The sequence below is a fragment of the Desulfospira joergensenii DSM 10085 genome (assembly GCF_000420085.1).
Taxonomy (GTDB): domain Bacteria; phylum Desulfobacterota; class Desulfobacteria; order Desulfobacterales; family Desulfobacteraceae; genus Desulfospira; species Desulfospira joergensenii.
In genome coordinates this window covers 1,978,903-2,003,800 of sequence record NZ_ATUG01000002.1, presented here as the reverse complement: position 1 = coordinate 2,003,800, position 24,898 = coordinate 1,978,903, and the positions used below count along the sequence as shown (strand labels likewise).

The following is a 24,898-nucleotide window of genomic DNA, read 5'->3' as shown; positions in this document are numbered from 1 at the left end:
ATGCTTGAGATAGCTATTAAAGGAAGTAAAAATTATTGGTTATGGATAGTCTTTCTGCTCGCCGTCATGGGAGCAGCGGGCATTGCCTATATTGACCAGTTTATGAACGGACTGGTGATCACCGGAATGAGCCGGGACGTGACCTGGGGATTCTATATCGCCAACTTCACCTTTCTGGTGGGTGTGGCTGCCGGGGGCGTCATGGTGGTCATTCCCTATTATCTCCACGACTATGAAAAGTTCCACAGGATCACCATCCTGGGTGAGTTCCTGGCCGTGGCTTCCCTGATCATGTGCCTGCTCTTCATCGTGGTCGACCTGGGCCAGCCCACCCGAATGCTGAACGTGCTGCTCTACCCGACGCCCAACTCCATGCTCTTCTATGACATGATCGTTCTCAACGGCTATCTGTTTCTGAACATCGTTGTGGGCTGGAAGGTGCTGGAAGCGGAAAGAAACCAGGTGGAGCCGGTCTGGTGGACCAAACCCCTGGTATATGTTTCCATCCCCTTTGCCATCGGCATCCACACGGTTACCGCATACCTGTACTGCGGCCTTCCGGGAAGAGGGTTCTGGCTGACCGCCATCCTGGCTCCCAGGTTCCTGGCATCCGCCTTTGCCGCAGGCCCGGCCTTTTTGATCATTCTTTGCTACATCATTAAAAAGTTCACCAAGTTTGATCCGGGCTGGGAAGCCATGCAGACCCTTTCCAAGATCGTCTGCTATGCGGTCATTGCCAACATCTTCTTTTTCCTGTGCGAGTGTTTTGTGGTCTACTACTCGGGAATTCCAGGCCATAAGGCGCATACCGAGTACCTGCTCTTCGGGCTCCACGGTCATAACATGATGGTGCCCTGGATGTGGTCCGCCTTTATCCTCATGGGTGTCGGCGCCATTTTCCTGGTGGTTCCCAAGCTGAGGAACAATACCACTCTGCTTCCGGTCACCTGCGCCATGATCTTTGTGGGTGCCTGGATTGACAAGGCCCTGGGCATGATCGCCGGCGGATTTGTTCCCTCCCCCCTCCACCATGTATCGGAATATGCCCCCTCAGGCCAGGAGATCCTGATCGCACTGGGCGTATGGGCCACGGGCTTCTTTGTACTGACCATTCTGTACAAGCTGGCCACCACGGTAAAAGAAGAGGTGCGCGGCTGATCCGGGCATAATTATTAGAAATTTTATCCGGGGGGAGTTCTTTGAGAACTCCCCCCTTTTTTTTCACCATGAAGGACCCAGGACATGGACAAAGGGGATTCCCGGAAAGCCAAAAAACAAGATTCTCTTTTCACCGGCCTAAAAGATCAGTTTCTGGTTGCCGCATATGAAAAAGATCCGGCAGGGGCCGAACGGATCTACCAGGAAATTCTGGACCAGGTCGAGCTTCAGGGTCCGGATCTCCGGGAAAATGATGAAAAGACCCTCCGCCAGATCCGGACGGCATTCAAACGGTTTTCCAGAGATTTTCCCTCCCTGAAAAAGGAAGATAAAAAACTGGGGGCGCTGCTCCGGGGAATCTTCAGGGAGCAATCCTCCCGGGTTCATTATGTGGATTACAATACCTGGTCAAAAAATCTGAACCTTCATCCCTGGCAGGAGCACCGTCTCTTTGAAACCGCCATCACCTTTCAGATGACCAAGGGGTGTTCCAATTTCTGCCGGCGCTGCAACGAGTGGGCCCTTCCCAAGATCAGGGCCCATTTCTCTAAGGACGCCGTTGTCCGGATCCTTGAAGCCTTAGGGCAGCACGGAAACCGGGATTTGGCCCTTTACGGGGCCTCGGATCCCCTGGACTGGGAAGACCCGCCCCATGGGTTTGAGGATATCCTTTCAGGAAAAAAAATCCGATACAGCATCCTGACCAAGGCGCCCAAAGGGAAAAACAAAAGGCTAAAATCCCTGGTCCAGAGGAAAATTCCCTTTTCCGTCAGCCTGACCGCCAGGAACCGGAACCGGGTCACGGCCCTTGAAAGGGAAACCGGAATGATTTTTTCCAAACAGCATGACTCGGACGATCTTTTGATTCCGGCCGGCCAGGACGAGGATTTCACTACGGTCAAGCCCTCCATCACCGATGCCTATGGCAGTGAAATCACCCCTGAAGGCGCCTTTATCATCCTCCCTGCCTTTACGTCCGCCCTCTCTCCCATGGGCCATGAGAAACTGGTCGTATCAAGGGATACTCCCTATTTCCCGGTAAAACTTCTGGGAAGGCGGTCCCTGCTCAAGGATTATTTCAAACCCCTGGAGGTTCTGGGACCGGATAAAACTCCCTTTTTTCTGGACCGGCTCCTGGACGTCCAGGTGGAGTCCATTCTCCTGGATAACGGAACCGATGAACTCACCCCGCCCGGCATGAGAAGCCTGAAAGAGTACTTTAGTATTTTTGACGACGGCCCCAGAACCAAGAGAAAAAAAATGACCCGGTCCGTGATTCTCCATCTGAAACAAAAATATCTTTCAGAATCCCGGGGATACCGGAATCTTCCTAAAAACATGCGCCACCGCTACCGGGCTGAGATCCGGGCCCATCTCGATTTCTGCGACAAAGACAAAGCCGGGCAGTCCAAGCTTCTGGCTGCATCCTTTTTTTTAAACTCTGTTGTCCAATACCTGGCAGAAAATCCGGTCAGACAGAGAATCGTCTGCTTTCTCATCCGGGATGAGATGGATCGGATTTTAAAAAAATTCAATTCCGTTCCGAATCCGGAAGAGTTGCTGACAGACGAAAAAGGGACTGATCCGGAATATTTTTTCCAAGTTTTCCGGGCTCTCCTGGGATGTCTGGTTCTTCAGATTCCCTGCCCTGCCCTGGTCAATTTCATTGATGGTTATCCCTCAAAATTCGATCCCGTAAGCGACCGATTTATTCCCCTCTAAACCTCCGGTCTCCAGTTCCCAGGCAAATCCGGCCTCTCTTTTTGATTTGATAATCAAAAGATCATGCATATCATTATCTGTATTCCCCCCCGGACAAAGACTTTAATCTAAAGGAGTTCTTGAGATGACCCGCATACACCGAATATCCGCCCAAGAGGCAAAGGCCGCTGTGGACTCAGGCTTATCCCTTCTGGTCTGTATCTACGACGACGACAAATTCAAGGCCCAGGCCCACCTTGCCGGGGCCATTCCCATGAGCGAATTTGAGAAGATGAAACCGGATCTGTCAAAGGATACAAGCATTATCTTCTACTGAGGCTGAGCCGGGGACAGCTCAGCGGCAGGTCTTGCCGCTCAATATACGGAACAGGGATACACCGGGGTCCAGGTTTTGGACAAGGGAATCAGCGGATGGAAAGAGGCAGGTCTGGAAATCCTCTAATCTCTGCCGGCCATCCAAACAAAAAAACCAAAGCCCTTTTCAGGCCGGAATTCTCCAACCCTTCTGGGGCCGAGCCCTCTATCCCGGCTGTATCCAATCCCTGAGCCCATTGCAGGGCATATGGAAATTTCTCTTTTTCCATGGGTCACCATGGCGGGTATTTTATTGTCCCGGGATAAGGGCTCCTCCTTTAAAAAATACATTCTTCAACCCCATTTGCCGGAAAAAGGTTGATTTATTTGATTAGCTCCCATATAGTTAGCCAGCTAATCAAATAAACCGGCAGAAAGTCATATGTTTTATCTATTGGATCAACCCACCCAAAAGGAGTTTCAAGATCTTGCCCAGCGGTACAGGGAAATGGATCCCTCATCGGTTAAAGCCACGGTGACCCTCCTTCGGGTGGGAAGCGACCTTTTAACCGGATTTGAAACCCTGCTCAGAAGATACGGCCTGTCCCAGGGACGCTTCCTTATTCTCATTGTCATGAACCGGGAACCGGACAAACTGACCCGGCCCTCGATTCTGGCGGAACAGATCGGCGTAACCCGTGCCACCATGACGGGATTAATTGAAGGACTGGCCAGGGATGGCCTGGTCCAAAGAATTCCCCATGGGAATGACCGCAGAAAGATGAACCTAAAACTTACTCCTGGGGGAAAGGATGTGCTGGAAACTCTGCTGCCGGACTATTGGTCCCGGATCCACCATCTCATGGATGGGCTAACCGGGAATGAACAGATGACCCTGACCCGGCTGTTGGAAAAAGTGGCCCAGGGGATCCCGGAATTAAACCGGGAGTAAAACAAGGAGAACCATGGGAAAAAACATCAGAATATCCCCCTTTGGAAATGAACAGGGCCCGGCTCTAATCGATCTCATTGTTCATATCCAGCAAAATGAATTCGGCCTTCCCATAACCGCAGACGATCAGCCCGATTTAACGAATATTCCCGAATTTTATCAATCCCGGAAGGGAAATTTCTGGGTGGCTGAACATGGGGACAATGTGGTGGGAAGCATTGCCCTTTTGGACATCGGCAATCAAATGGCCGCCCTGAGGAAGATGTTTGTCAGGAAAGACTTTCGCGGCGGTCAAACCGGCACGGCCAAAAAGCTTTTGCAAACCCTTATCTCATGGGCCCGGGCAAAAGACGTCAAAGAGATCTATCTGGGGACAACTCCCAGGTTCCTGGCTGCCCACCGGTTCTACGAAAAAAATCATTTTATTGAAATTGAAAAGCAGGGCCTGCCGGAATCATTTCCAATCATGAAGGTGGATACAAAATTTTATCAACTAAAGCTATAGGTGTTCTCTTCCCTATAAATCGCCGTAAAATATCTCTTTGCAGTCCAGGCAGATGATGTGGGTAAAGTCGGCTTCTGTTTTCTTGCTGATATAGGCTTCCAAAGGCCACCATTTCGCCTGTTCATCCCGGATCCTGTTGCACTCGTTGCAAATGGGTAACAGCCCTTTTAAGCCATTGAGTTCCTGACTTACAAATTGATTTTCCCCCACACCGGCCAGAGCCAATTTAGCCTAACGGAAAAATCGTCCCAGGTATTTCCATCGGACGAATTACCGTTGCCATAGCCTTTGTTTTTACGCCCCCCTCTATTTTTTATAAAATAACAGTATATATAATATTTACTATAATAATTATTCAGTATTACTTAATTATTATAGTAAATATTAAGTTGACATAAATTTTTCTTCCATATACTTGTATCCTGTACTGCTTTTTGACAGCAAAGGGGCTGGCAGATGGTTTTTCTCAGCAAGGGCGCTGACGAATGGAAATATTTTTCCCTAAATTTTTCACAAAAAGGAGATTGACGGATGGAAATGAGATTTTCCAAAGGAAACGACGCGCTGGGAACAAAAAACAGAGGGAATCCATGTGAATCAAGTCTTTGCACCCTATGCAGGGCCGACTGCCAGGGCAAATGCGAAACCTGGCTGTCCTCCATGGTGGGACGAAAATTATTGTACCCGAGGAGCTTCGGCCTGGTCACGGCCGGTGCAAACAACACAACCCATCTCGGTGTGTCTTATAACTCTGTTAGGATTCAGGGATATGCCTATGGTGCTTCAGGGCTCAACCCGGGTCTGACTAGCCATCCGGATGACTGTATTTTTCCCAATGTAAATCTTGAGACCCAGTTCGGTAAACGAGTAAAAACAAAAATCCGGATGCCCATGATGACCGGAGCCCTGGGTTCCACCTTTATCGCTGAAAAGTACTGGGATTCTTTTGCCGTAGGTGGAGCACTCATCGGTATTCCCGTGGTTATCGGAGAAAATGTAGTCGGTGTGGACCGCGACTCGGAAATTTCCCCCCAGCAGGACCGGAAAGGAAAAATCCTCAGGGCTCCGGAACTGGACCGGAGAATCGAGACCTATTTAAGATATTTTGACGGCTATGGGGCCATCATTGTCCAGCTGAATGTGGAAGACACGCGAAACGGTGTGGCAGAATACGTTGTGGACAAGTATGGAGATAAATGCATCATCGAATTGAAATGGGGCCAGGGCGCCAAAAATATCGGCGGAGAGATCCAGGTCCGAAGTATGGATTATGCCATGTTCCTGAAACAAAGAGGATATGTGGTTGACCCTGACCCATCCCTATCTGAAGTCCAGCAGGGTTTTGAGCAGGGAGCGATCAAATCCTTTGCCCGCCACAGCCGCCTGGGCTCGACCAACCTGGGCACGGCAAGCCAGGTCCAGGAAGATTTCATGAATTCCGTGGAGTACCTCAGAGGACTTGGGTTTGAAAGGATCACTTTAAAAACAGGATCCTATGGCATGGAAGAACTGGCCATGGCCATCAAATTCGCCACCGACGCAGAATTAGACCTTCTGACCATAGACGGGTCCGGTGGTGGAACCGGAATGAGCCCCTGGAATATGATGCAGAGCTGGGGAGTGCCCTCAATTCACCTGCACGCCAAAGCCCATGAATATGCCGGTATTCTGTCGGCCAAGGGGAAAAATGTGGTTGATATGTCCTTTGCCGGCGGATTTGCCCTTGAAGACCACATATTCAAGGCCCTTGCCCTGGGCGCACCCTATACCAAACTCATCTGCATGGGCCGGGCCATAATGGTTCCGGGCTTCCTTGGGGCCAACATTGAAGGGGCCATCCATCCCGAACGAAGGGCCGATGTCAACGGCAACTGGAATGAACTGCCCAAAACCGTCCTGGAAGTCGGAAAAACAGCGGATGAAATATTTGCCGGTTACCATGACCTTGAGAAAAAATTGGGCAAGGATGAACTGGCCCGCATCCCTTACGGGGCAATTGCCTTCTATACCCAGGCGGATAAGCTGGGCTGCGGTCTCCAGCAGCTTATGGCCGGGGCAAGAAAATTTTCCCTGAACCAGATCACCCGGAGTGAAATTTTTTCCGGCAACCGGGAAACCGCCCAGGAAACCGGAATTCCCCATGTGACAGATGTAAACAACGAAAGTGCGAAAAAAATTCTGAACTCCTGATTCCAAAGGGTCAAACTATCCGGGAAAGAGCGTTATTATAAGTCTCTTTTCCGGCTAATTCCCCTTGAGATTTATCCAGAAAATCCTGGTAAAATCCAGGGTCTTATTGATCCACTGTGCCGGGCTGTCGGTCCTAAAACAAACCGTGTCATTCTCCCGGAGAGTCTGACGCTGCCCTTGATATACCATGTCCAACTCTCCCGAAAGCACATAGCCGATTTCCTCTCCCTTGTGCCGGAAAAAATGTGAGGTCAACCGGGCCCCGGGAAAAATCCGGACCAGAAACAACTGTGCTCTTCCATCCATGTCAAAGGGTGTGATCTGATATATTTCTATATCTTTTTCGCATCCTCCGGACACCTGGACCGGGATCCCCTGTTCAGAGGGGAAAATTACATTTTCACCCAGGCCCTCTTCCTGAAAAAACGCCCTGACATGAACTGAAAGATGCTCCGCGATTCTGTAGAGGGCAGGTATGGATGGAAACACCTGATTGGTTTCAATCTGTGAGATATTACTGGCGGTAACGCCCACAAGCCGGGACAGCTCTTTCTGAGACATACCCTGCTGTTTCCGGAAGGTCCGGATCATCCCTCCCAGGTCGTGCCGGGGCCCGGTATCTTTTTCCCCTTCAATTAAAAAACCATCCCCATCTTTGACATAAGTAAGGAACTGACCAGACATCTTCGGAGTGCGGTTTTCTGCCTTTATAACCTTAAGCCGGGTCCGGCCCTGATCAATTGACAAATCGACAGCCACCTGGGCTATCTGATTGATGTGGGCTTTAAGCTTTCCTGAATGGGCATCCTTTTCAAGAATCCAATAGGCGATGGTATCCAGTTCGTACAGGCGGGGACAGGCATGGGAATAAAACTTGAGAACATGACCTTCTCCCTCCCAGAGATCGGCCATACCGGTCAAACTTTCAAAAACAAAACGAACGTCATTGGCAAGAGTCCTATGAAGACCCAGAATAGCCTCCAAAACCGCGTCAGGATTCTCAGGATGGGTGATTTTGATGACCTGATAAGGCCATTGGGCCCCGTCTTTTTCGTAAAATTTATTAAAAATCTGGGCATTGTCTCCCTTGCCGTTGGTAAAACAATCCAGAATGGTCAGCTGCTGATTTTCTGCCAGCCCCCCCAGTTTTTCGATGAGATTCTTAGGGGACCGGTCAAAGGAAACATAGACAATGGATTTCTTCTGTTCCCTGGATTTCTGGATAAACTCCAGGCAAAAATCCAGGGCAAGGCTTCCGGCAGTATCGTGCCAGACCACGTTATCCCCGATGTACAAACTGTTGAGCACCCTGTCCAAACCGGGTATGCCCGATGAAATTCGTTTTTTCCCCTCAGCCATATATTCCCCATATCAGATCTGAAAAATCGTCCCCCTTTTCATCGGAGAACATTCCAGTGAATATTGGGCTTTTGCAGACAAATTGTCAACCGTGACCTTATCATTCAAATCCATCCTGCCCTTGCATAAAAATCGCAACAAGTTTACCTTAAACCTCAGACTTGAATTAGGATGGAGTGCAAGCATGACAGACCTTTCCTTTAGAAACCTGTCCGTAAGGATGAGAATCATTGCAGTGTTCACGCTCATTGCCGTGATGATGGGGTTCAGTATTCTCTTTCTGGCCATGTTCCAGCGTCTGAACAAGGAGAGCGTGAATCGGTTGATCGAGGTGGACACCCGCTCGGAACGCCTCCTGCTCATGACATCTGCCCGGGTGGTTCAGTCCCGTCTTGATCTGTTCCGGTTCATCCAGGATGATCTGCCGTCTGCGGGAAACGCCCTGGATGAAGCCCAAAAAGCAAGAACGCTTCTTGCCGAGGCGGAAAAGCTGATTCTGGCAAAAGATGCTCAATCTCTCCTGGCCGACCTTTCAAAGGATCTGGATGGTTTTATCACTCAAATCCAGAAGATCCAGACCACCCGGGACGAGGAGCATGCCCGGCCCGTGGGAATGGCCTTTCAGACTTCAAAAACCGGCCACCGGATCGGCCGGCAGATCCAGGATTTGGTGGAGGTTATGGAAAAGCATGTGGCCCAAACCAGTCTTCTGATTCAGCAAAAAGCCAGGGAACGGCTCATCCTATATATTGCGGGATATGTCCTGATCCTGGTTTTCCTTCTTTTCCTCGGCATCCTGCTGACCCAAAGCCTGACCCGGCCCATATCCGATCTGAAAGACTGTGCCCAGGCCTTTTCCCATGGAAACCTCGAACAGAGGGCAGTGGTCAGGGGGAAAGATGAAATCAGCCTGCTGGCAGGAACATTCAACGATATGGCAGGCCAGTTGGAGAATTCCTTTAACAAGCTTAAGGATTACAAGAACCGCCTTGAGGAAAAAGTGGCCGAAAGAACCCGGGAGATCACCATTGCCAACGAAAAACTCAAGGCGGAAAACAGGGAACGGAAAAAAGCGGAACAGGCCCTTAAAACAGCAAAGGAAGAGGCTGAAGATGCCAGCCGGGCCAAAAGCCAGTTTCTCGCCAATATGAGCCATGAGATCCGCACCCCCATGAACGGCATCATGGGTATGACCCAGTTCCTCCTGGACTCCGGCCTGGGTAAAACCGAAAAAGACTATGCAAATAATATCAAGATCTCCTCGGAAGCCCTCCTGGAGATCATCAACGACATCCTTGATTTTTCAAAAATAGAAGCCGGGAAACTGGAATGTGAGAGCATGGATTTTGACCTGAGAATCACCCTTGAAGAAATCATGGACCTCCTCGGATTCAAGGCCCATGAAAAAGGTCTGGAAATCGCCTGTTTGGTCTCTCCGGAAGTCCCCTCCCTGGTAAGGGGCGATCCCGGACGACTCCGGCAGATCATCCTGAACCTGGCTGCCAATGCCATTAAGTTTACTTTAAACGGCCAGGTCAGTATCCGGGTGGAGACAAAAAATGAAACCCAAGAGACTGCGGAACTGATCTTCAGGGTAAAGGATACCGGCATCGGCATTCCCGAAGACCGGAAGGACCGGCTTTTCAAATCCTTTTCCCAGGTAGACGCCTCCACCACCCGGCAATTCGGCGGGACCGGACTGGGTCTGGCCATTTCCAAACGTCTGGTCGGGATCATGGGAGGGGAGATCGGTTTTGAGTCTGTTGAGGGGAAAGGGTCAGAATTCTGGTTCACACTTCCCTTTGAAAAACAGCCCGGGGAGAAACAAATACCCGGCGCCGGCCACTTTACCGCAGATATCCGAAAATGCCGGATCCTGGTCGTTGACGACAACGCCCTGAACCGTGAAATCATTCTCACCTTTCTGGATTCCTGGGAATGCTCCTCAACAGCGGTCTCTTCGGCCAAAGAAGCCCTTGATGAGATGGAAAAAGCAGTTGGGGCTTCCAGGCCCTTCCAGGCCGTAATCATTGATATGATGATGCCGGGAATGGACGGGGTTGAGCTGGCCCAAAAAATCAAAAAAGACCCGGATCTTTCCCCGGCCAGACTGATCCTGCTCTCATCCGGGGGCATCCGGGGGGATGCGGCCCGGATGAGGGAAATCGGGTTTGACGGCTATTTCAGCAAGCCTGTCAAACAGTCGGACCTCTATGACGCCATTGTCAGCGTTCTGTCCGGCCCCCCAGGTGAAAGCCAGAAAACAGGGAGAAGCGCCAGGCCCCTGGTGACCAAATATACCCTTGCCGAGCAGAAAAAAAAGAAACTCCGAATTCTCCTGGCCGAAGACAACCCGGTCAACCAGAACGTGGCCCGGATCATGCTCAAAAAACTGGGATATGCGGCAGACGTGGTGGCCAATGGAAAGGAGGCGGTTCAGGCCCTGGAGAAAACCGGCTACGACCTCATCCTCATGGACATCCAGATGCCTGGAATGGACGGGTTCCAGGCCACCCGGATCATCCGGGAAATGGAGGGGCCGGCCGGAGAGGTTCCCATCATCGCCATGACCGCAAATGTCATGGAAGGAGACCGGGAAAACTGTCTGGAAGCGGGTATGAACGATTATATGGCCAAGCCCATCCAGGCAGAAGTCCTCTATAAAAAGATCAACTCCCATGGGGGAAAAGAGAGTCAGAAACTCGGTATCCGTTCGGCTCCGGTCATCTGATTTATACGGTAATTTTCCAGCACCGGTGGATCTGCCTGCGTTTGCTCATATAATCTTCGGGAATGGTTTTTGAAGTGATCTCTTTAAAATCAGAGGCCTGTAACTCCCCGGTCTTCAGATCAAAGTTCTGGTGGTTGGTGGAAAAAAAGACCGTTCCCCTGGGCTTCATGCGCCTGAAAACCAGATTGAGCATTTCCGGATGATCCCGGGCAATGTCAAAGTGTTTGCTGCTGGCCCGGGTGGTCGAGTAGGAGGGCGGATCCACAACGGCCAGGTCAAAATCCCTGTACTCGTTTCCGGCCTGTTTAAGGAAATCCAGGCTGTCTTTCTGGACCAGTTCATGACGTGAACTCCACAGACCGTTGAGTTCAAGGTTCTGTCTGAGCCATTGGACAGCGGTCTCGGACCGGTCCACGGACACGGTCCGGCAGGCCCCGCCCTTTGCCGCATAGCAGGTAAATGCCCCGGTATAACAATACAGATTCAAAAAAGACTTGTCCCGGACCCTTTCCCGGATCATCATCCGGGTGTTTCTGTGATCCGAAAACAGACCCGTGTCCACATAATCGCAGGGATTGATATAGAATTTCAGATCCCTTTCCTGCATGGGAATCTTCAGATCGGTGTGATTGAGACGTTCATACCGTTTGCCCTCTTTGATGCCGGCATGCCGGATTTTGAGATGAAGCCTGTCCTCCGGGACATTCAGGGCCCCTGCAACGGCCTTTCCCATCATGGGAAGCCAGTCCGGGGAAGACTGTTTCCTGGCATATTCACCGACAACCAGATGGCCTGCGTACCAGTCCACTACGGCCCGGATCTCCGGGATATCCCAGTCGTAGAGCCGGTATATATCAAGATTCTGCCGGGCATACCGTTTCCGCAGGTGACCGTATCTTTTCTTTACCCGGTTGGCCAGCATTCCGGCCTGGCCTTCATACTTTTGTTTTTTTTTGACATCAATCATGTTTCTTACTTCCAGGCCCGACGCTGCTTTGCTTTTTTTGCTCCTCTTTTGAAATTGTTTCCTTCCTGCAGACCCGGCAGCGGTCATCCGAGCAGTGTTCACAGGAAAAACAGTCCGGGCAGGGATGTTTCTTGTTGGATTTCTCCGGGACTCCGGGAATATAAACCTTCCCTGCAATCCCGGGCATTCGGACAAAGGGCATGATTTTTCTCCCAAACCAAAACGGTTATTCCCTAATGATAAGAAACAACCCGCCGGGTTCAAGTCCTGGAGGAAAATTCCCGGAAGGAACCGGTTCCGGGAAGGGATTCCGCTGCTTTGGGTTCTTCGGTTTCCCCGGGTTCATCTGCCGGCGGCGCAAGAAACTCCTTGATGTCCTCCAGCACCAGATAAAGGCAGGGCACCATGACCAGGGTAATAAAAGTGGCAAAAAGAATGCCGAACCCCAGGGAAATGGCCATGGGAATCAGAAACCGGGCCTGGCGGGAAGTCTCCGTGATAATGGGGGCAAGCCCTCCGCAGGTGGTCAGGGTGGTCAGGAGAATGGGCCGAAACCTCTGGATCCCTGCCGACTGGACGGCATAGAGCAGGGGGACCCCTTCCCTCACCCTGCGGTTGGCAAAATCGATCAGAACCAGGGAGTCGTTCACCACCACCCCGGACATGGCCACCAGCCCGAACAGGCTCATGACCGAAAGGGAGTATCCCATGACCACATGGCCGAAAATGGCGCCGATCATGCCAAAGGGGATACAGAACATGATGATCAGGGGCTGAAAATAACTTTTAAAAGGGATGGCCAGAAGGGCGAAAATAGAGAGCATGGCCAGGCCCAGCCCCTTTAAAAGAGAAGATACACTTTCCCGGATATCGGCCTGCCTACCCTTAAAGCTGTAGGAAAGGCCTGCATACCGGGCCGTCAGGTCGGGAAGGATCTCTTTTTTCATATCCCTTAACACATTCTCGGCCTGGGAGGGAGGCCTCACATTGGCCGTGACCTGGATCTCCCTTTTTCCGTTGACCCGGTTAATGGTGGTATAGGCCCTGCCCTGGATGGTTTCAACGGCATCCCTGAGCATGATTTCCCCCTGGGGGGCCTGGAGGACCATCTCTTCGTAAAAAGACTCGGATATCCTCTCCTCCCGGCTGAGCCTCACCCGGACCGTGACCTCGTTTCTCCCCCTCTGGTTCTTGACGGCAGTGACCCCCTGGTACCTGTGGCGGACCTGGTTGGCCACCTCCCGGGAGGTGAGCCCCATGCGTTTCCCGGCCGGGCTCAAGACAATATCAAATTGTTTTTTCCCCTGGGCCGAGCCGTCATCTATGTCATGGACAATATCATATTGGGAAAGACTTGCCGCCAGGTCCTCTCCGGCCCTGTCCAGAAGTGCCTTGTCCCTGTGGCTGAGGCTGACCGTGAGATTTTTACCATGGCCCGGCCCGCCCCGGTTGGACTCGAAACTGATGGTCTCAAGCCCTGGAATCCGGCCGGTCTTTTCCCGCCAGATCCGGGTGACTTCGGCCGTACTCTTGGGCCGGACCCCGGGATCGGTCAGATAGATCCTCGTCCGGATCCGGTTGTCCCTCACATAGGAATAAATCCCGGTGGAGAGTTTTTCTCCCCCGTTTTCTTTGACCACCTGACCGGCCTTCTCGACCAGGAAAGCCTCTATCTGCCTGATATTCTCCTCAGGGCTGCCATAGGGCAGTTCCGCTTCACAGAAAGCGTAGTTGGACTCGGTTTTGGGAAACATCACCATGCCCATCCTTCCCGAGGCCACATACCCTGCCGTGATCATGAGCAGGGCCAGACCAAAGGCAATCACCGCATACCGGAAGGCCAGAAGCCTGAAGAGAAAGCCACCGTATACTTTTCTGACAAAGGTCTCAAAGGACTGGGAAAAGGACTCCTGCCAGGATTCAAGGATGTTTAAGGGGAAAAAAGAACCTCTTTTCTGATGGCTCAAATGGGCCGGAAGGATAAACAGACTTTCAATGAGGGAGACCCCGAACACGGCAATGACCACAAAGGGGATGGTTTTAAAGACCTTGCCCATGAATCCCGGCACAAACATCAAGGGGATAAAGGCCACCATATTGGTGATCACCGAGAAGACCACGGGCATGGCAATGTTCCGGGTTCCCCGGATGGCCGCCTCCAGAAAGGAGAGGCCCTGGCGTCTGAAAAAATATACATTCTCTCCGACCACCACGGCATCGTCCACCACAATTCCCAGGGTAACGATAAAGGCAAACATGCTCACCATGTTGATGGAAAATCCCGTGGGCGCCAGAAAAAGAAAGGATCCCAGAAAGGAGATGGGAATGCCCAGGCTCACCCAGAAGGCCAGCCGGATCTCCAAAAAAAGGGCCAGGAAAAAGAAAACCAGTCCCAGCCCCAGGTAGGCGTTGCGGAGCAGGAGATCTGCCCTCTGGGCAAATATCTTGGACATGTCCCTGACAATACTTAACCCCACGCCTTCGGGCAAAGAGGCGTTAATCTGCTGGACAGCGGCCTTGGCCGCCTTGGCCACCTGGGTGGGGGTCTGCTCTCCCACCCGGTGGACGGCAATGGTCACGGCCCGTTTCCCGTTAAAAGAGGCCCAGCTCTCAGATTCCTCAAATCCTTCGGTCACCTGGGCAATGTCTTCGAGCATCACCCTTGAACCGTCTTCCTGGATAATGACGGGCAGCCGGGCATACTGGGCTGCATAGTCCCTCCGGTCCTTTACCCGCAGCAGAATATCCCCGCCCCGGGTCTTGATGGATCCGCCTCCCAGTTCCACCGAGGCCTGGGAAATGGCCTGGGCCACATCGCCCAGGGTGAGTCCGTACCGCCTCAATACGGCACCCGGAATTTCCACCTGGATTTCCCGGTCCCTGACCCCCTCCAGTTCCACCTGGGTAATCCCCTTGTCCATGAGAAGTTCATCCCGGATCTGGTCTGCCAGTTCCCGCATGGTGGTCTCCGGGACATCCCCGTGCAGGGCCAGCCGGACCACCTCCCTTTTCCTGGACACAATGGTGATTACAGGATCTTCCGACTCATCCGGGAATGTGGATATCCGGTCCACCTCACTCTTGATCTCCTGCCAGAGCCGGTTGATATCGGCGCCCTCCATGGCCTCCACCATGATTGCGGCCGAGCCTTCATTGGCACTGGCCGTAATTTCATCTATCCCCTCCAGATCCTGGACGGCCTCTTCAACGGCCAGGATGATTCCGGTTTCCACTTCTTCCGGACTGGCCCCAGGATAGGAGATGGAGATATTGACCACGTCCAGGCTGAATTCCGGAAAAACCTCCTGCTTGATGGTAAATCCCATGAAGAGTCCGCCCACCAGCAGAACAGCCATGAGCAGGTTGGCGGCCACGGAATTGCCCGCCATCCATGCCAGGGCACCCCGGGATTCTGTCTTCTCTTTTTTCACGACCCTTCTCCCGGTGTAAGTGCAAGTTCCATTCCCTGGACCGGCACAGGAAGGTCCGATGCGATCACCCGGTCTCCCGGATGGATCCCGGAACGGATAAACACCCGGTCCTTTTCCTTCCAGACAATATCGGCCGGCCTGATTTTCAAGTGACCGGAATTATAAATCCACAGGGTGTTGTTTTCCCGGACCAGGGATCTGGGAAGGGCATAGACATTTTCAACGGTCTGCCCCGTGATCCGGATCTCAACATGATCATCCAGGAGCAGTTTCTGCCGGGAATCTCCTTTCAGGCCCAGGGGGTCGGGAACTTCGATGATCACTCCGGCCAGCCGGCTCTGGCCGGTGGTCTTCCCCGTGATTCTCACCACACGTCCCTCCCACTCATGATCGGCGTACTGGGACCGGATCCGGGCAGGACTTCCCTGGGTTTCGTCCACCTTGAGAAGGGGAAGCCGGTCCAGGGGCAACTGAGCTTCCACCCGGTACTTGGTCACATCCACCAGGGTGGTCAGGGCCCCCTGGGAGGCCACCAGGGACCCCAGATCCACATTTTTTTCCAGGATCAATGCGTTAAAAGGAACCCGTATCCTTGTGCGCTTGAGATCCAGACCGGCCTTTTCAAGATCGTTTCTTGCGCTGGCCACTGCAGCCCTGGCCTGGGCAAGCTGGGGTTTCCTCAGGGCAAGGTCTGTGGGCCCGACCCCTTCCGGGGATATCTGGGTAATGAGCTTGAGTTCCTCCCGGGCAATGAGCTGCTGCCCCTTTTCAATTTCAAGGTCTGCCAGGGCCTTATTCAGACTGTTCCGGGCTTTATCAACCTCCAGCTTATAATCCGAGTCATCCAGGCGAAGCAGGATTTCCCCCTCCCGGATCAGGCCGCCCTGGACGAATTTGGGCGATACCCAGATCACTTCCCCTGAAACCCGGGCCTTGAGAATAATTTCTTTATCCGCCAGAACCGTTCCCATGGCATGGATAAAGGTTTCATGGGTAGCGGGCTCCATCTGGAGGGTCTCCACCAGGGCGACATGTTTTTGGGGAGGCTTACGCGTGACCTTCACTTCCTTGGACTTAAAATATTTGAACCCGAACGCCCCCCCCAGAATCAGACACAGGGGCAGGACAATCTTAACAAAATTTCTCAATGCAGAACCGCCTTTTGAAGGGGGAATCATCTTTTACTTTTCTCCAATTATCTGTCCGGGTTCCTTGTTTTGGTCCAGTTCCGATCCAAGGGGGGCCTGCCAGCCAAGCACCCGGTAAAATCCGATTTCTTCCTTGATTATCGCTGCCCGCTCACTGACCAGCTGCCGTTCCAGCTTTTCAATTCCCACCCGGGCGGTGAGGTAGTTCAGGTAGCTGCTCTGCCCGTTAAAATACTGGATACGGGCGTCTTTAAGGGTGAGTCTGGCCGTCTCCAACTCCAGCTCCAGCTGCCGGATATAAGAGGCCTGTTTGTCCAGGGTGACCAGGCTGTCCTCCACCTCCTGGATGGCCTTTGCCACGGTCCGGGCGTAGAGGTTCAACTGCTCCTGGACCACGGCCCGGGTCCGTTTGACCTCGGCCTTTTTCTCCCCCCCGTCAAACAGGGGACCGGCAACGGCTGCTCCCAGGCTGGCCACCCAGTTGTGAAACAGAAGATCCAGCTGACCGCTTGAAAAAAGGGCCTTGGCCGACAGGGTAAAAGAGGGAAGCAGATCCGCCTTTGCCGCCTCAACCTCAAACCGGGAAGAAAGCAGCCTCATCCAGGCGGCCCGGATATCGGCCCGGTTCTCCAGCAGGTTGGCAGGGATTCCGGGCCCCGGAAGGGGCGCCGGTCCGGGCAGGTCCCGGGTATCCACGGATATGGGCTGTCCCGGGGTTCTGCCGATTAAAAACCCAAGGGTGTTGAGAAGAAGGATCTCCTCCTTCTCCAGAAGAGGGGAAAGGGCCAGGGCTTCTGCCAGAGCCTCCCGCTGCTGGGACACATCCAGGGCGCTGGCCCTGCCGTTGAGAAATCTTAGCTTTAAAAGCTCAAGATGGGTGGTGTTCAGCTTAATCTGATTTTCCAGAATCTTTCTGCGGTTCCTGACGGAAATGATATCCACCCAGGTCCCGGAGATATCAGCGGTGAGCTCCAGGGCCGCATCCTCATAATCCTGTTGGGCCGCATCCAGGGCCAGGGCACTGGACTTTGTTGCGGCCCGGGCCTTTCCCCAGGCATCCACGGTGTAGGATCCGGTCAGGGAGCCGTCCCAGGAATGGCCTCCCTTGGTTTCACCGCCTTGGCCGCGGCTGACCTGGGTCCGGGTGTGGGTTCTCTCTCCCCCAAAGGAGAAATCCAGGCCCGGCTTCAGGGACGCATTTTCCTTTTCAAGACCGGCCCGGGCCTGGAGGATCTTTGCATGGAGAACCTTTAGATCATAGCTCTGGTCCAGCCCCTCCCGGATCAAACCATTGAGTTCTTCACTGCCCATGGAAAGCCACCACTCCCGGATCAGATCAGTGGGTATCGGACTCTTTGCCTGACCTGAAAAGGTTTTGGGCATATTCATTGGAAGCCCGGGGGAGGGTTCCGGCTCAAGGGTTTTACAGCCGCTTAAAATCAGCAGGGCAGCCCCCAGGAGACAGAATAGACCCCAGACGACCGATCCCGGCCTGCCCTCATTTTCTATTTTTGCACAATATCTCATTTTAAAGCCCTGGGTTATCCGTTCAAAAAAGCCATGATCGATATCGCATTACCTTCAAAGCAAATCCCATACCCGATGGCAAAATATTTTCATAATATGCTTAAATCTATACGTATATTAAAAAAACAATCCATTTTGGCCAGCTCAAAAGCGGGTATTTTATAACCACCCCTGACCTGAAACTGGTTATTAATTACCCGGTTCTATTTTCCTTTTTCCTGACATACAGGGTTTTCCTGACCCTGGCAACCACTTCTCCGTCTTCATCCACGATGTCCACCGAATAGGTTGGCAGGAATTTTTCCCCGGAGCCTGTTTCTTGCCGGATCCGGCCGATATCTCTGTCGGTCAGAAAAAATTCCGCCCTGACCCTCCCCTTGCCCGGCCGGATAAAATCAATGGCTGCGGATTTGTCCCAGACAATGTAATCCGGACCCAGGACTCCCATGAGCATGAGCATAAAAAAAGGATCGGTCATGGCGTAGAGGGAACCGCCGAAATGGGTCCCCACTGCATTCCGGTTGTACCAGGCCATTTTCATAACCACTGTAAGCCGCTTGAAATCCGGAGCTATGCGTTCAACAAAAATTCCAGATCCCCAGTACGGCGGCCAGATATTCATCAAAAACTTGTATCCCCTTGCACTCAGATTGCCCGGGCGTCTGATCAGTGTGAATATGTTTTTCAATTCCCTGTGTTTCCTTTTCCCGGCATCCGGGTCTGGCAGTTCATTTGCAAATTCACAATTTAATCATAATTGGCACGGCGTGCAATGAATAAATTCAAATTGTCCGTCACGGATCTTTATGCTACATAGATCCGGCAGAACCCCAAACCAGGAGAATTCAAAGAGAGGTTTGAATGGACCAGATCTTATCAAAGGCTGAAAAGTGGATAAAAGACAAAAGGGATCCGAGAAGCGCCCGCTGGCAGGCCGGCCTGGAAGCGGTGATGGACCTTTATATGCCCGGCCTGGAAAAAGGTCGGTTAACCCCGGTATCTTCCCTGGAAGAAAAGGACATGGCTGTTTTCAAGGAGGCCCTGGCAAGGGTGGACCTGAGCCCGGGTCTCTGGGCGGCCTTTTTGCCCCCCTGTGCAGCCGACCTGATTCTTCCCCCTGATTCGGTTGAAGAACTGATACGGGTCGACAAGGGAACGCCCTCCTATAAAATCATCATTCAAAGGCCGGGAAAAGAACACCGGATCCTATGTGCAGAGATCTCCGCCCATGCCCGTCGCCCGGGAATCGATATTTTCCAGTCCGGAGCCTTTCTGGGAAATTTTGACTATGAGTCCCATGAAATCTGTATCGAGGAATTAACAAAGGCAATCCGGGCCCATGCCTGGGAAAAAGGAACCTGGCAGCAGAGGGATCATATCGCCTATACCCTGAACTGGTTTGACAAGACCGTCTTTCTCGGGAGGGCGGATGTAAGTGTGGATGAAACCCGTTCTTTTTTCCATTCCCCCACCCTGATCCGGACCGACCGGATGGACGCATTGTTCAGGCTTTTAACCGAGGCATTGATCCAGCGGTTCAAGGCCGACCCCAAGGGTCTGTCCGAATCCCTGCCCGGGAGAATTAGGGATAAAGAGAGCAGGGAAGCAAGGAGTTCGGCCTGCCAATCCCTGGCCGAAACCGGTCTGCTGGACCTGCTGAACCTGGTAAAAACTTTAGGTCTTATTGATTTCGCAAAATTCACCAATGCCGAGAGTGAGCAATTTAAAACCGAATTCACCCGGAGCATCAGAAAACTCTCATCAGATATAGACGAGATAATCCTGGCGTAAGCCCCAAAGGCATGCCGGTTATTGTTGATGGAAGCCAGAATGCCTAACCGCTGAAAAAGCAGTCAAAGGATATCCCCGGGGTTCAGGCATCCACGTATCCGCTTCCTTTACAGGTCGGACACTCTGTATCCGGATCACAGATGCAGTCGTCCACCTGGTTGTCTTCCTCCAGGCGTCTCCATTCACTGTTGCATTCACAGTTTCCTACGATGATTTTACTTCCTTTACAATCCGGACATTCTTTTTTTCCCATGACCGCCTCCTGAATATGGATCTTGTTTTTGATATGAAATCACTTCATTCTCGCCCATTAATTAAAACATAATCCCTGGGCAGGGTTTGTAAAGCATCAGGACGCTTTAATTTATCAGACATTGAGCCGGTTCCCGTTCAAATAGGCCAGGTTTATCCCCCATTTCCCTATGGTTCTCTCTCCCAGCCCGGCCATGAGTAAGCGTTCAAGGCCGAATCCCATGCCGGCCCAGACATCGGTAACGCCCCAGGCTGAATCCAGGGAATGGGGGCCCACAGCCCCGGAGGCCACTTCAATCCGGTCAGGACCGGCCACCAGATCCAGGGTCGTCCCGTAGACTTCCGAGGATTCGGTTTGAAATTCATAGTTTTCAAGCCCTGCCGAACCGGCAACAATGGCGGCCAATTCCTGTAAGCGACTTTCCCGTTTGTCCATTTCAATTCCCATTTCCACCAGGTTCAGCATGGTAAATTCCGTATTGTGGCGGGCCCCGTCCGATTCTTTCCGAAAACAGGATCCGATCTCAAAGAATCGGATGGGACGGGTTTTGAGGCGGCCCAGATCAACCATGAGACTGTAGAGATTGGGCGCCAGCATGGGCCTGAGGCACTGCCGGTCGTTGATCCAGAAGACCTGGTTGAACAGGGGATGGGATTCGGTGATGGTCATCCTGGCAAGTGCGGATTTGGAAATAATGACGGGGGTGGTTACCCGGGAGAATCCATGGTGGATCAGTGTCCGGCTCAAGTCATGGGACAGGCGCTCCATCCTTGTCAATCGGTCCTTTGAAAGAAACCGTGTCAAAGCGGCCCTTGTCTTTTTGACCTGTTTCTTTTCAATCTGCTGGAACAGGTGGTTCTGCTCGGAAGGATTTGATGCCGGGCACTCAACAGCTTCGGGATCAAGGCCCAGTTCTTTTAACCTCCGGGCCTGGGTCTGGGTCCATGCCATCTTTCTAATTCTCCTTTTTTTTGAAAAAGTCTAAAGGCAAAAGCTCAAAGCCTCAAGTCTTTAAGGCCCTACAAGATTTTGGATTTTAGAAGTTAGATTTGTAGATGGCCTTTCAGGCCGCCAGTTTCAGAATGGCGCCCGGCAGGGCATCCTTAAATCTAAAATCATACTTCAAAAATCAAAAATCCTCCTAGACAGACTTTCAATATTGGCTGTGGCCGAAATACGTGCACCAAGGCAAAGGGAAGATGAAATCATCTATTGATCTTCCGGGACAGGGTTGACTGATTTAATCCCAGTGCCTGGGCTGCCTTTCGCTGGCTTCCGTGCTTGCGGACGGCCTCCAGGATGATCTGCTTTTCAAAGGCGGCAACGGTCTGCTGGTAATCGGTCATGGCATCTTCGCCGAAAACCTGTTTATCGGCAAAATCACTCCTCAGTGCCTGGGGCAGGTGCTTGACCCGGATCAGGTCTCCTTCGGATATGGCAATCAGTCTTTTTACCATATTTTCCAGTTCCCTTACATTTCCGGGAAAATCATAGTGGATCAGGGTTTCAAGCACTGTTTTAGACAATGTCTTGCGGGTGTTGAACTCTTTGTTGAAACGGTTCAGAAACATCAGGGCAAGGGGTTTGATCTCCTCCCGGCGCTCCCGTAAGGCAGGAATTTTAATGGGAACAACGTTGAGGCGGAAAAAAAGGTCTCCCCTGAAAGACCGCATCTTGACCATCTCCTCAAGATTCCTGTTGGTTGCTGTAATGATGCGCACGTTGATTTTTTTGGAGGAGGTACCGCCCACCCGGCGGATTTCACGGCTTTCGATAAACTTGAGCAGTTTCACCTGCAGGTTCAAAGGAATTTCACCGATTTCATCCAGGAAAAGGGTCCCGTTGTCCGCACATTCAACGATCCCTTTTTTCCCTTTGAGTGAAGCTCCGGTAAAGGCCCCTTTTTCATGGCCGAACAATTCCGATTCCAATAGATTTTCAGCAATGGCACCGCAGTTCAGGTCCACAAAGGGTTGATCCCTCCTGCTGGATATCCGGTGGACGAGCCGGGCGATCATGGATTTTCCCACACCCGACTCTCCGGTAAATACCAGGGGGATATCGTAGCGGGCCGTACGCAGGGCCTTGTTCAGCACATTGGCCATGACGGCACTGTGAACGATAATCCCCTCCATTTCATCGGCGGCTTTGCTGTATTCAGAAAGCTCGAATCTCAGGGGCGTTTCCAGGGGCTCCTGGAGTTCCAGGGTTTCAAACAGGCAGCTTAGGGTGGAGACATCCCGGTCATTGGTCAGCACAAACCTCAACCTGCCGGTACTGTCAAAAATGGGGATACCCGTGGTCAGGATTTTTTTCTTGTTATGTATGGTCTGGACTCTGCTGATGATCTTTTTTTCATTGATGACCCGAAGGGCAACGGCGTGATTCCACATGCCCATTCTCACCAGATCCTTTACATTCCTTCCAATAACCTGGGAGGATTTGATCTCGCACATCTCTTCCGTGGCCTGATTGATCATGACCACTTTGCCTGTATGATCGGTGACAAACAGGCCGTCCCGTGAACGCTGCATAATGGCCTTGAAAATCCGGTTGCGATCTTCCTCACTCAGGCTTGCGCATACATAATTGGGTTTGGTCATCAAACTCTCTTTTTCACCAATTCAGTCTGTCCCGTGCATGGTCTCTAATCGAGAATCATTTTATGAATCATTCATATCAGGTTTTCAGAAATCCTCAAACCCGAATATTCCTCTGATGGTAAAAAAGGTTAGGAAAACGAATACGCGGTTCCCCCCCCCCTGCTCCAAATCCGGCTACTCTTTCATCAAGGCCTTTTTCTGTTTCCGGGTAATGCCCTGGAGGATCCGGTCAAGCACAATGGCGATGATCAGAATACCCAAGCCTGCCTCGACGCCCACCCCCAGGTCGATGCGCTGGATGCTGTAAAGAATTTTATAGCCTAGCCCCCCTGCACCGATCATTGCCGCAACCACTACCATGGAAAGGGACATCATCACCGTCTGGTTGACCCCTGTCATAATGCTTGGGATGGCCAGGGGAAGCTGGATCTTGATCAGAAGCTGGAAAGGAGTCGCTCCAAAGGCCTGACCGGCTTCCACCACCTCTGCATCGACCTGCTGGATGCCCAGGCAGGTCAGCCTGACCATTGGCGGAACGGCAAATACCACCGTGGCAAGGATTCCGGGAACATTGCCGATACCGAAAAACATGATGGCCGGAATGAGGTAGACAAAGCTTGGAATGGTCTGCATCCCGTCCAGGATCGGGGTCAGGATTAAATTCCAGCGTTCACTCCGGGAGGCAATGATCCCCAGGGGAAGCCCCACCAGAATGGAGATGAAAACAGCGGTTGCCACCAGGGCCAGGGTACTCATGCCCAGGGCCCACAAATCAAAGCACCCCAGGAAAAACAGGCTGATGCCCACCAGAATTCCCGTGCCCCTGCCCGAGGTAAACCAGGCGACGAGCATCAGGGCGATCATCATCACCGGCCATGGGACCCAGTTGAAAAAATTATCGATCTGCACCAGCAGAAAACCCACCACTGCGGATATGCTGTCGAAAATGCCTGCAAAATGATCCGTCAACCAGACAACAACGGCCTCTATCCATCTTCCTATCGGTATTCGTATTGGAAAATCCACGATGCGCTCTCCATCTAAAGTTAAACCTTTGTCAATGCGGTAAGCAGGGTTTCCCGGGAGATCACTCCAATCAGACGATCTCTTTCGTCCCTGACGGCTATGGGTATCCGGTAACCGGACCCGATGGTAAGAAGTTCTTCAAGAAAGGTATCGGTCCGGGCAACGGGAAAATCCCGGATAATCCTTTGGTCTGAAGGGGGCTGTTTCGTACGGCAGATCCCCTGCTCGCCCACAATCTGAAAATAATCGAGAACCCCGACAATCCCCTGGTCCGAATCTGTAAGATAGACAAACCTTAAATTATTGTGGTCCATCTTATTGATGATGTTTTCCGCCGTATCCTCCGGCTTGACCCTGTAGACTCCCACATCTTCCATGATATCCCCGGCTGTGACAAACTTGATTTTCGGCAGATCCCGGACAAACTCCTCAACATAGCTGCTTTCCGGATGGAGGACCAGTTCTGCCGGAGTCCCCTGCTGAACGATAAAGCCGTCTTTCATCACGGCGATGTGTCCGGCAATTCGAAGGGCCTCGTTCAGGTCATGGGTAACAAAAACGATTGTTTTGTTGACCTTTTTGATCAGGTTGACGAACTCATCCTGCATCTGCCTGCGGATCAGGGGGTCCAGGGCGCTGAAGGCTTCGTCCATCAGCAGGATTGAAGGATCGGTTGCCAGGGCCCTTGCCAGCCCGACCCGCTGCTGCATCCCACCGCTCAATTCATAGGGATAACTTTTTTCCCATCCCTTGAGCCCGACCAGCTCCAGGGCCTCAGCCGCTTTTTTTTCACGAACGGCCTTATCGATTCCCTGCACTTCCAGGCCAAACCCGGCGTTTTCGATCAGACGCCTGTGGGGCAGCAGGGCAAAATGCTGAAAAACCATTCCGGTCTTGGATCTTCTGAAACCACGCAATGCATCGTCCGGCAGGGAGGTAATATTCAGTCCGTCAACGAACACCTCCCCGGACGTGGGCATGTGAAGCCGGTTGATGCAGCGGAGCAAAGTGGACTTTCCGCTGCCCGAAAGTCCCATCAGACAGAAGATCTCTCCTTCCTCCACCTCAAAGCTGGCGTCCCTTGTACCGACCACACAGCCGGTTTTCTTCAGGAGTTCCACCTTGTTAAGGCCTTGATGTTGATCCCAGTTGGGAATGATCTGATCCGGTTCAGGTCCGAATATTTTCCACAGGTTCCGGCATTGAATCTTGCTCTTTTTTCCTTTACTCATTCTAACCTC

20 protein-coding genes are annotated in these 24,898 nt (G+C 52.2%); 8 read left to right on the top strand and 12 right to left on the bottom strand.

All coding sequences use genetic code 11. The features are described from left to right. The 5 genes from dsrP (at position 1) to F608_RS0121955 (ending at position 4,631) form a co-directional block, all read left to right on the top strand. Positions 1-1,158, top strand: coding sequence for a sulfate reduction electron transfer complex DsrMKJOP subunit DsrP (dsrP, locus tag F608_RS0121980; RefSeq protein WP_022667861.1), 1,158 nt, complete (start codon positions 1-3; stop codon positions 1,156-1,158). An 84-nt stretch (positions 1,159-1,242) separates the two neighbouring features. Then, on the top strand, positions 1,243-2,880 hold the full coding sequence (locus F608_RS0121975; RefSeq protein WP_022667860.1) for a hypothetical protein: 1,638 nt from the start codon (positions 1,243-1,245) through the stop codon (positions 2,878-2,880). A gap of 124 nt (positions 2,881-3,004) precedes the next feature. Next, positions 3,005-3,196, top strand: a complete 192-nt coding sequence (locus tag F608_RS0121970; protein ID WP_022667859.1) for a rhodanese-like domain-containing protein — start codon at positions 3,005-3,007, stop codon at positions 3,194-3,196. Positions 3,197-3,616: 420 nt separating this feature from the next. Next, on the top strand, positions 3,617-4,126 hold the full coding sequence (locus F608_RS0121960; RefSeq protein WP_022667857.1) for a MarR family winged helix-turn-helix transcriptional regulator: 510 nt from the start codon (positions 3,617-3,619) through the stop codon (positions 4,124-4,126). 13 nt (positions 4,127-4,139) lie between these two features. Then, complete coding sequence (locus F608_RS0121955; protein WP_022667856.1) at positions 4,140-4,631, top strand: GNAT family N-acetyltransferase; 492 nt, start codon at positions 4,140-4,142, stop codon at positions 4,629-4,631. Between the two features lie 12 nt (positions 4,632-4,643). On the opposite strand, the gene F608_RS0121950 is transcribed toward F608_RS0121955, so the two are convergent. Then, positions 4,644-4,856: a hypothetical protein gene (locus F608_RS0121950; RefSeq protein WP_022667855.1), complete on the bottom strand. Its 213-nt coding sequence runs from the start codon at positions 4,854-4,856 to the stop codon at positions 4,644-4,646. 306 nt (positions 4,857-5,162) lie between these two features. Here F608_RS0121950 and F608_RS0121945 point away from each other — a divergent pair, with 306 nt between their 5' ends. Continuing rightward, positions 5,163-6,821, top strand: coding sequence for a glutamate synthase-related protein (locus F608_RS0121945; protein ID WP_022667854.1), 1,659 nt, complete (start codon positions 5,163-5,165; stop codon positions 6,819-6,821). Between the two features lie 54 nt (positions 6,822-6,875). Here F608_RS0121945 and F608_RS0121940 read toward each other — a convergent pair whose 3' ends face one another. Next, positions 6,876-8,180 (bottom strand): helix-turn-helix domain-containing protein, encoded by a 1,305-nt coding sequence (locus tag F608_RS0121940; protein WP_022667853.1) that lies wholly within the window; start codon positions 8,178-8,180, stop codon positions 6,876-6,878. 184 nt (positions 8,181-8,364) lie between these two features. On the opposite strand from F608_RS0121940, the gene F608_RS35230 reads away from it, so the two are divergent. After that, positions 8,365-10,911, top strand: coding sequence for a response regulator (locus F608_RS35230; protein ID WP_051148619.1), 2,547 nt, complete (start codon positions 8,365-8,367; stop codon positions 10,909-10,911). 1 nt (position 10,912) lies between these two features. Here F608_RS35230 and F608_RS0121925 read toward each other — a convergent pair whose 3' ends face one another. From F608_RS0121925 to F608_RS0121900, 5 genes are all read right to left on the bottom strand, one after another. Next, positions 10,913-11,878, bottom strand: a complete 966-nt coding sequence (locus tag F608_RS0121925) for a class I SAM-dependent methyltransferase (protein ID WP_022667851.1) — start codon at positions 11,876-11,878, stop codon at positions 10,913-10,915. 260 nt (positions 11,879-12,138) lie between these two features. After that, positions 12,139-15,309, bottom strand: coding sequence for an efflux RND transporter permease subunit (locus tag F608_RS32985; RefSeq protein WP_022667849.1), 3,171 nt, complete (start codon positions 15,307-15,309; stop codon positions 12,139-12,141). Next, the gene (locus F608_RS0121910) at positions 15,306-16,457 is read right to left on the bottom strand and encodes an efflux RND transporter periplasmic adaptor subunit (protein WP_027363013.1); all 1,152 of its coding nucleotides are present in this window, start codon (positions 16,455-16,457) and stop codon (positions 15,306-15,308) included. Before F608_RS0121910 ends, F608_RS32985 begins: the two co-directional genes overlap by 4 nt. Before the next feature lie 33 nt (positions 16,458-16,490). After that, a complete protein-coding gene (locus tag F608_RS32980; protein WP_022667847.1) occupies positions 16,491-17,984 on the bottom strand; it encodes an efflux transporter outer membrane subunit in 1,494 nt (497 codons plus the stop codon). Between the two features lie 193 nt (positions 17,985-18,177). After that, positions 18,178-18,672 (bottom strand): DUF4442 domain-containing protein, encoded by a 495-nt coding sequence (locus tag F608_RS0121900; RefSeq protein ID WP_022667846.1) that lies wholly within the window; start codon positions 18,670-18,672, stop codon positions 18,178-18,180. Positions 18,673-18,845: 173 nt separating this feature from the next. Between F608_RS0121900 and F608_RS0121895 the strand changes: the two genes are divergently transcribed. Beyond that, the gene (locus tag F608_RS0121895) at positions 18,846-19,775 is read left to right on the top strand and encodes a hypothetical protein (protein ID WP_022667845.1); all 930 of its coding nucleotides are present in this window, start codon (positions 18,846-18,848) and stop codon (positions 19,773-19,775) included. Between the two features lie 82 nt (positions 19,776-19,857). Here F608_RS0121895 and F608_RS36295 read toward each other — a convergent pair whose 3' ends face one another. From F608_RS36295 to F608_RS0121870, 5 genes are all read right to left on the bottom strand, one after another. Continuing rightward, positions 19,858-20,028: a hypothetical protein gene (locus F608_RS36295; RefSeq protein ID WP_022667844.1), complete on the bottom strand. Its 171-nt coding sequence runs from the start codon at positions 20,026-20,028 to the stop codon at positions 19,858-19,860. Positions 20,029-20,142: 114 nt separating this feature from the next. Beyond that, positions 20,143-20,979 carry a pyrrolysine--tRNA(Pyl) ligase large subunit gene (pylSc, locus tag F608_RS0121885; RefSeq protein ID WP_022667843.1) on the bottom strand — a complete coding sequence of 279 codons (837 nt, stop codon included), beginning with the start codon at positions 20,977-20,979 and terminating at the stop codon, positions 20,143-20,145. 254 nt (positions 20,980-21,233) lie between these two features. Beyond that, the gene (locus F608_RS32975; RefSeq protein WP_022667842.1) at positions 21,234-22,631 is read right to left on the bottom strand and encodes a sigma-54 interaction domain-containing protein; all 1,398 of its coding nucleotides are present in this window, start codon (positions 22,629-22,631) and stop codon (positions 21,234-21,236) included. Between the two features lie 174 nt (positions 22,632-22,805). After that, positions 22,806-23,657 (bottom strand): ABC transporter permease, encoded by an 852-nt coding sequence (locus tag F608_RS0121875; RefSeq protein ID WP_022667841.1) that lies wholly within the window; start codon positions 23,655-23,657, stop codon positions 22,806-22,808. A gap of 20 nt (positions 23,658-23,677) precedes the next feature. After that, positions 23,678-24,889 carry a quaternary amine ABC transporter ATP-binding protein gene (locus tag F608_RS0121870; protein WP_022667840.1) on the bottom strand — a complete coding sequence of 404 codons (1,212 nt, stop codon included), beginning with the start codon at positions 24,887-24,889 and terminating at the stop codon, positions 23,678-23,680. Positions 24,890-24,898 lie beyond the last annotated feature (9 nt).

Excerpts from the sequence above, each read along its gene's own strand:
- dsrP (WP_022667861.1), top strand. The coding sequence starts at position 1 with ATGCTTGAGATAGCTATTAAAGGAAGTAAAAATTATTGGTTATGGATA.
- F608_RS0121975 (WP_022667860.1), top strand. The coding sequence starts at position 1,243 with ATGGACAAAGGGGATTCCCGGAAAGCCAAAAAACAAGATTCTCTTTTC.
- F608_RS0121970 (WP_022667859.1), top strand. The coding sequence starts at position 3,005 with ATGACCCGCATACACCGAATATCCGCCCAAGAGGCAAAGGCCGCTGTG.
- F608_RS0121960 (WP_022667857.1), top strand. The coding sequence starts at position 3,617 with ATGTTTTATCTATTGGATCAACCCACCCAAAAGGAGTTTCAAGATCTT.
- F608_RS0121955 (WP_022667856.1), top strand. The coding sequence starts at position 4,140 with ATGGGAAAAAACATCAGAATATCCCCCTTTGGAAATGAACAGGGCCCG.
- F608_RS0121945 (WP_022667854.1), top strand. The coding sequence starts at position 5,163 with ATGGAAATGAGATTTTCCAAAGGAAACGACGCGCTGGGAACAAAAAAC.
- F608_RS0121940 (WP_022667853.1), bottom strand. The coding sequence starts at position 8,180 with ATGGCTGAGGGGAAAAAACGAATTTCATCGGGCATACCCGGTTTGGAC.
- F608_RS35230 (WP_051148619.1), top strand. The coding sequence starts at position 8,365 with ATGACAGACCTTTCCTTTAGAAACCTGTCCGTAAGGATGAGAATCATT.
- F608_RS0121925 (WP_022667851.1), bottom strand. The coding sequence starts at position 11,878 with ATGATTGATGTCAAAAAAAAACAAAAGTATGAAGGCCAGGCCGGAATG.
- F608_RS32980 (WP_022667847.1), bottom strand. The coding sequence starts at position 17,984 with ATGAGATATTGTGCAAAAATAGAAAATGAGGGCAGGCCGGGATCGGTC.
- F608_RS0121895 (WP_022667845.1), top strand. The coding sequence starts at position 18,846 with ATGGACCAGATCTTATCAAAGGCTGAAAAGTGGATAAAAGACAAAAGG.
- F608_RS36295 (WP_022667844.1), bottom strand. The coding sequence starts at position 20,028 with ATGGGAAAAAAAGAATGTCCGGATTGTAAAGGAAGTAAAATCATCGTA.
- pylSc (WP_022667843.1), bottom strand. The coding sequence starts at position 20,979 with ATGGCATGGACCCAGACCCAGGCCCGGAGGTTAAAAGAACTGGGCCTT.
- F608_RS32975 (WP_022667842.1), bottom strand. The coding sequence starts at position 22,631 with ATGACCAAACCCAATTATGTATGCGCAAGCCTGAGTGAGGAAGATCGC.
- F608_RS0121870 (WP_022667840.1), bottom strand. The coding sequence starts at position 24,889 with ATGAGTAAAGGAAAAAAGAGCAAGATTCAATGCCGGAACCTGTGGAAA.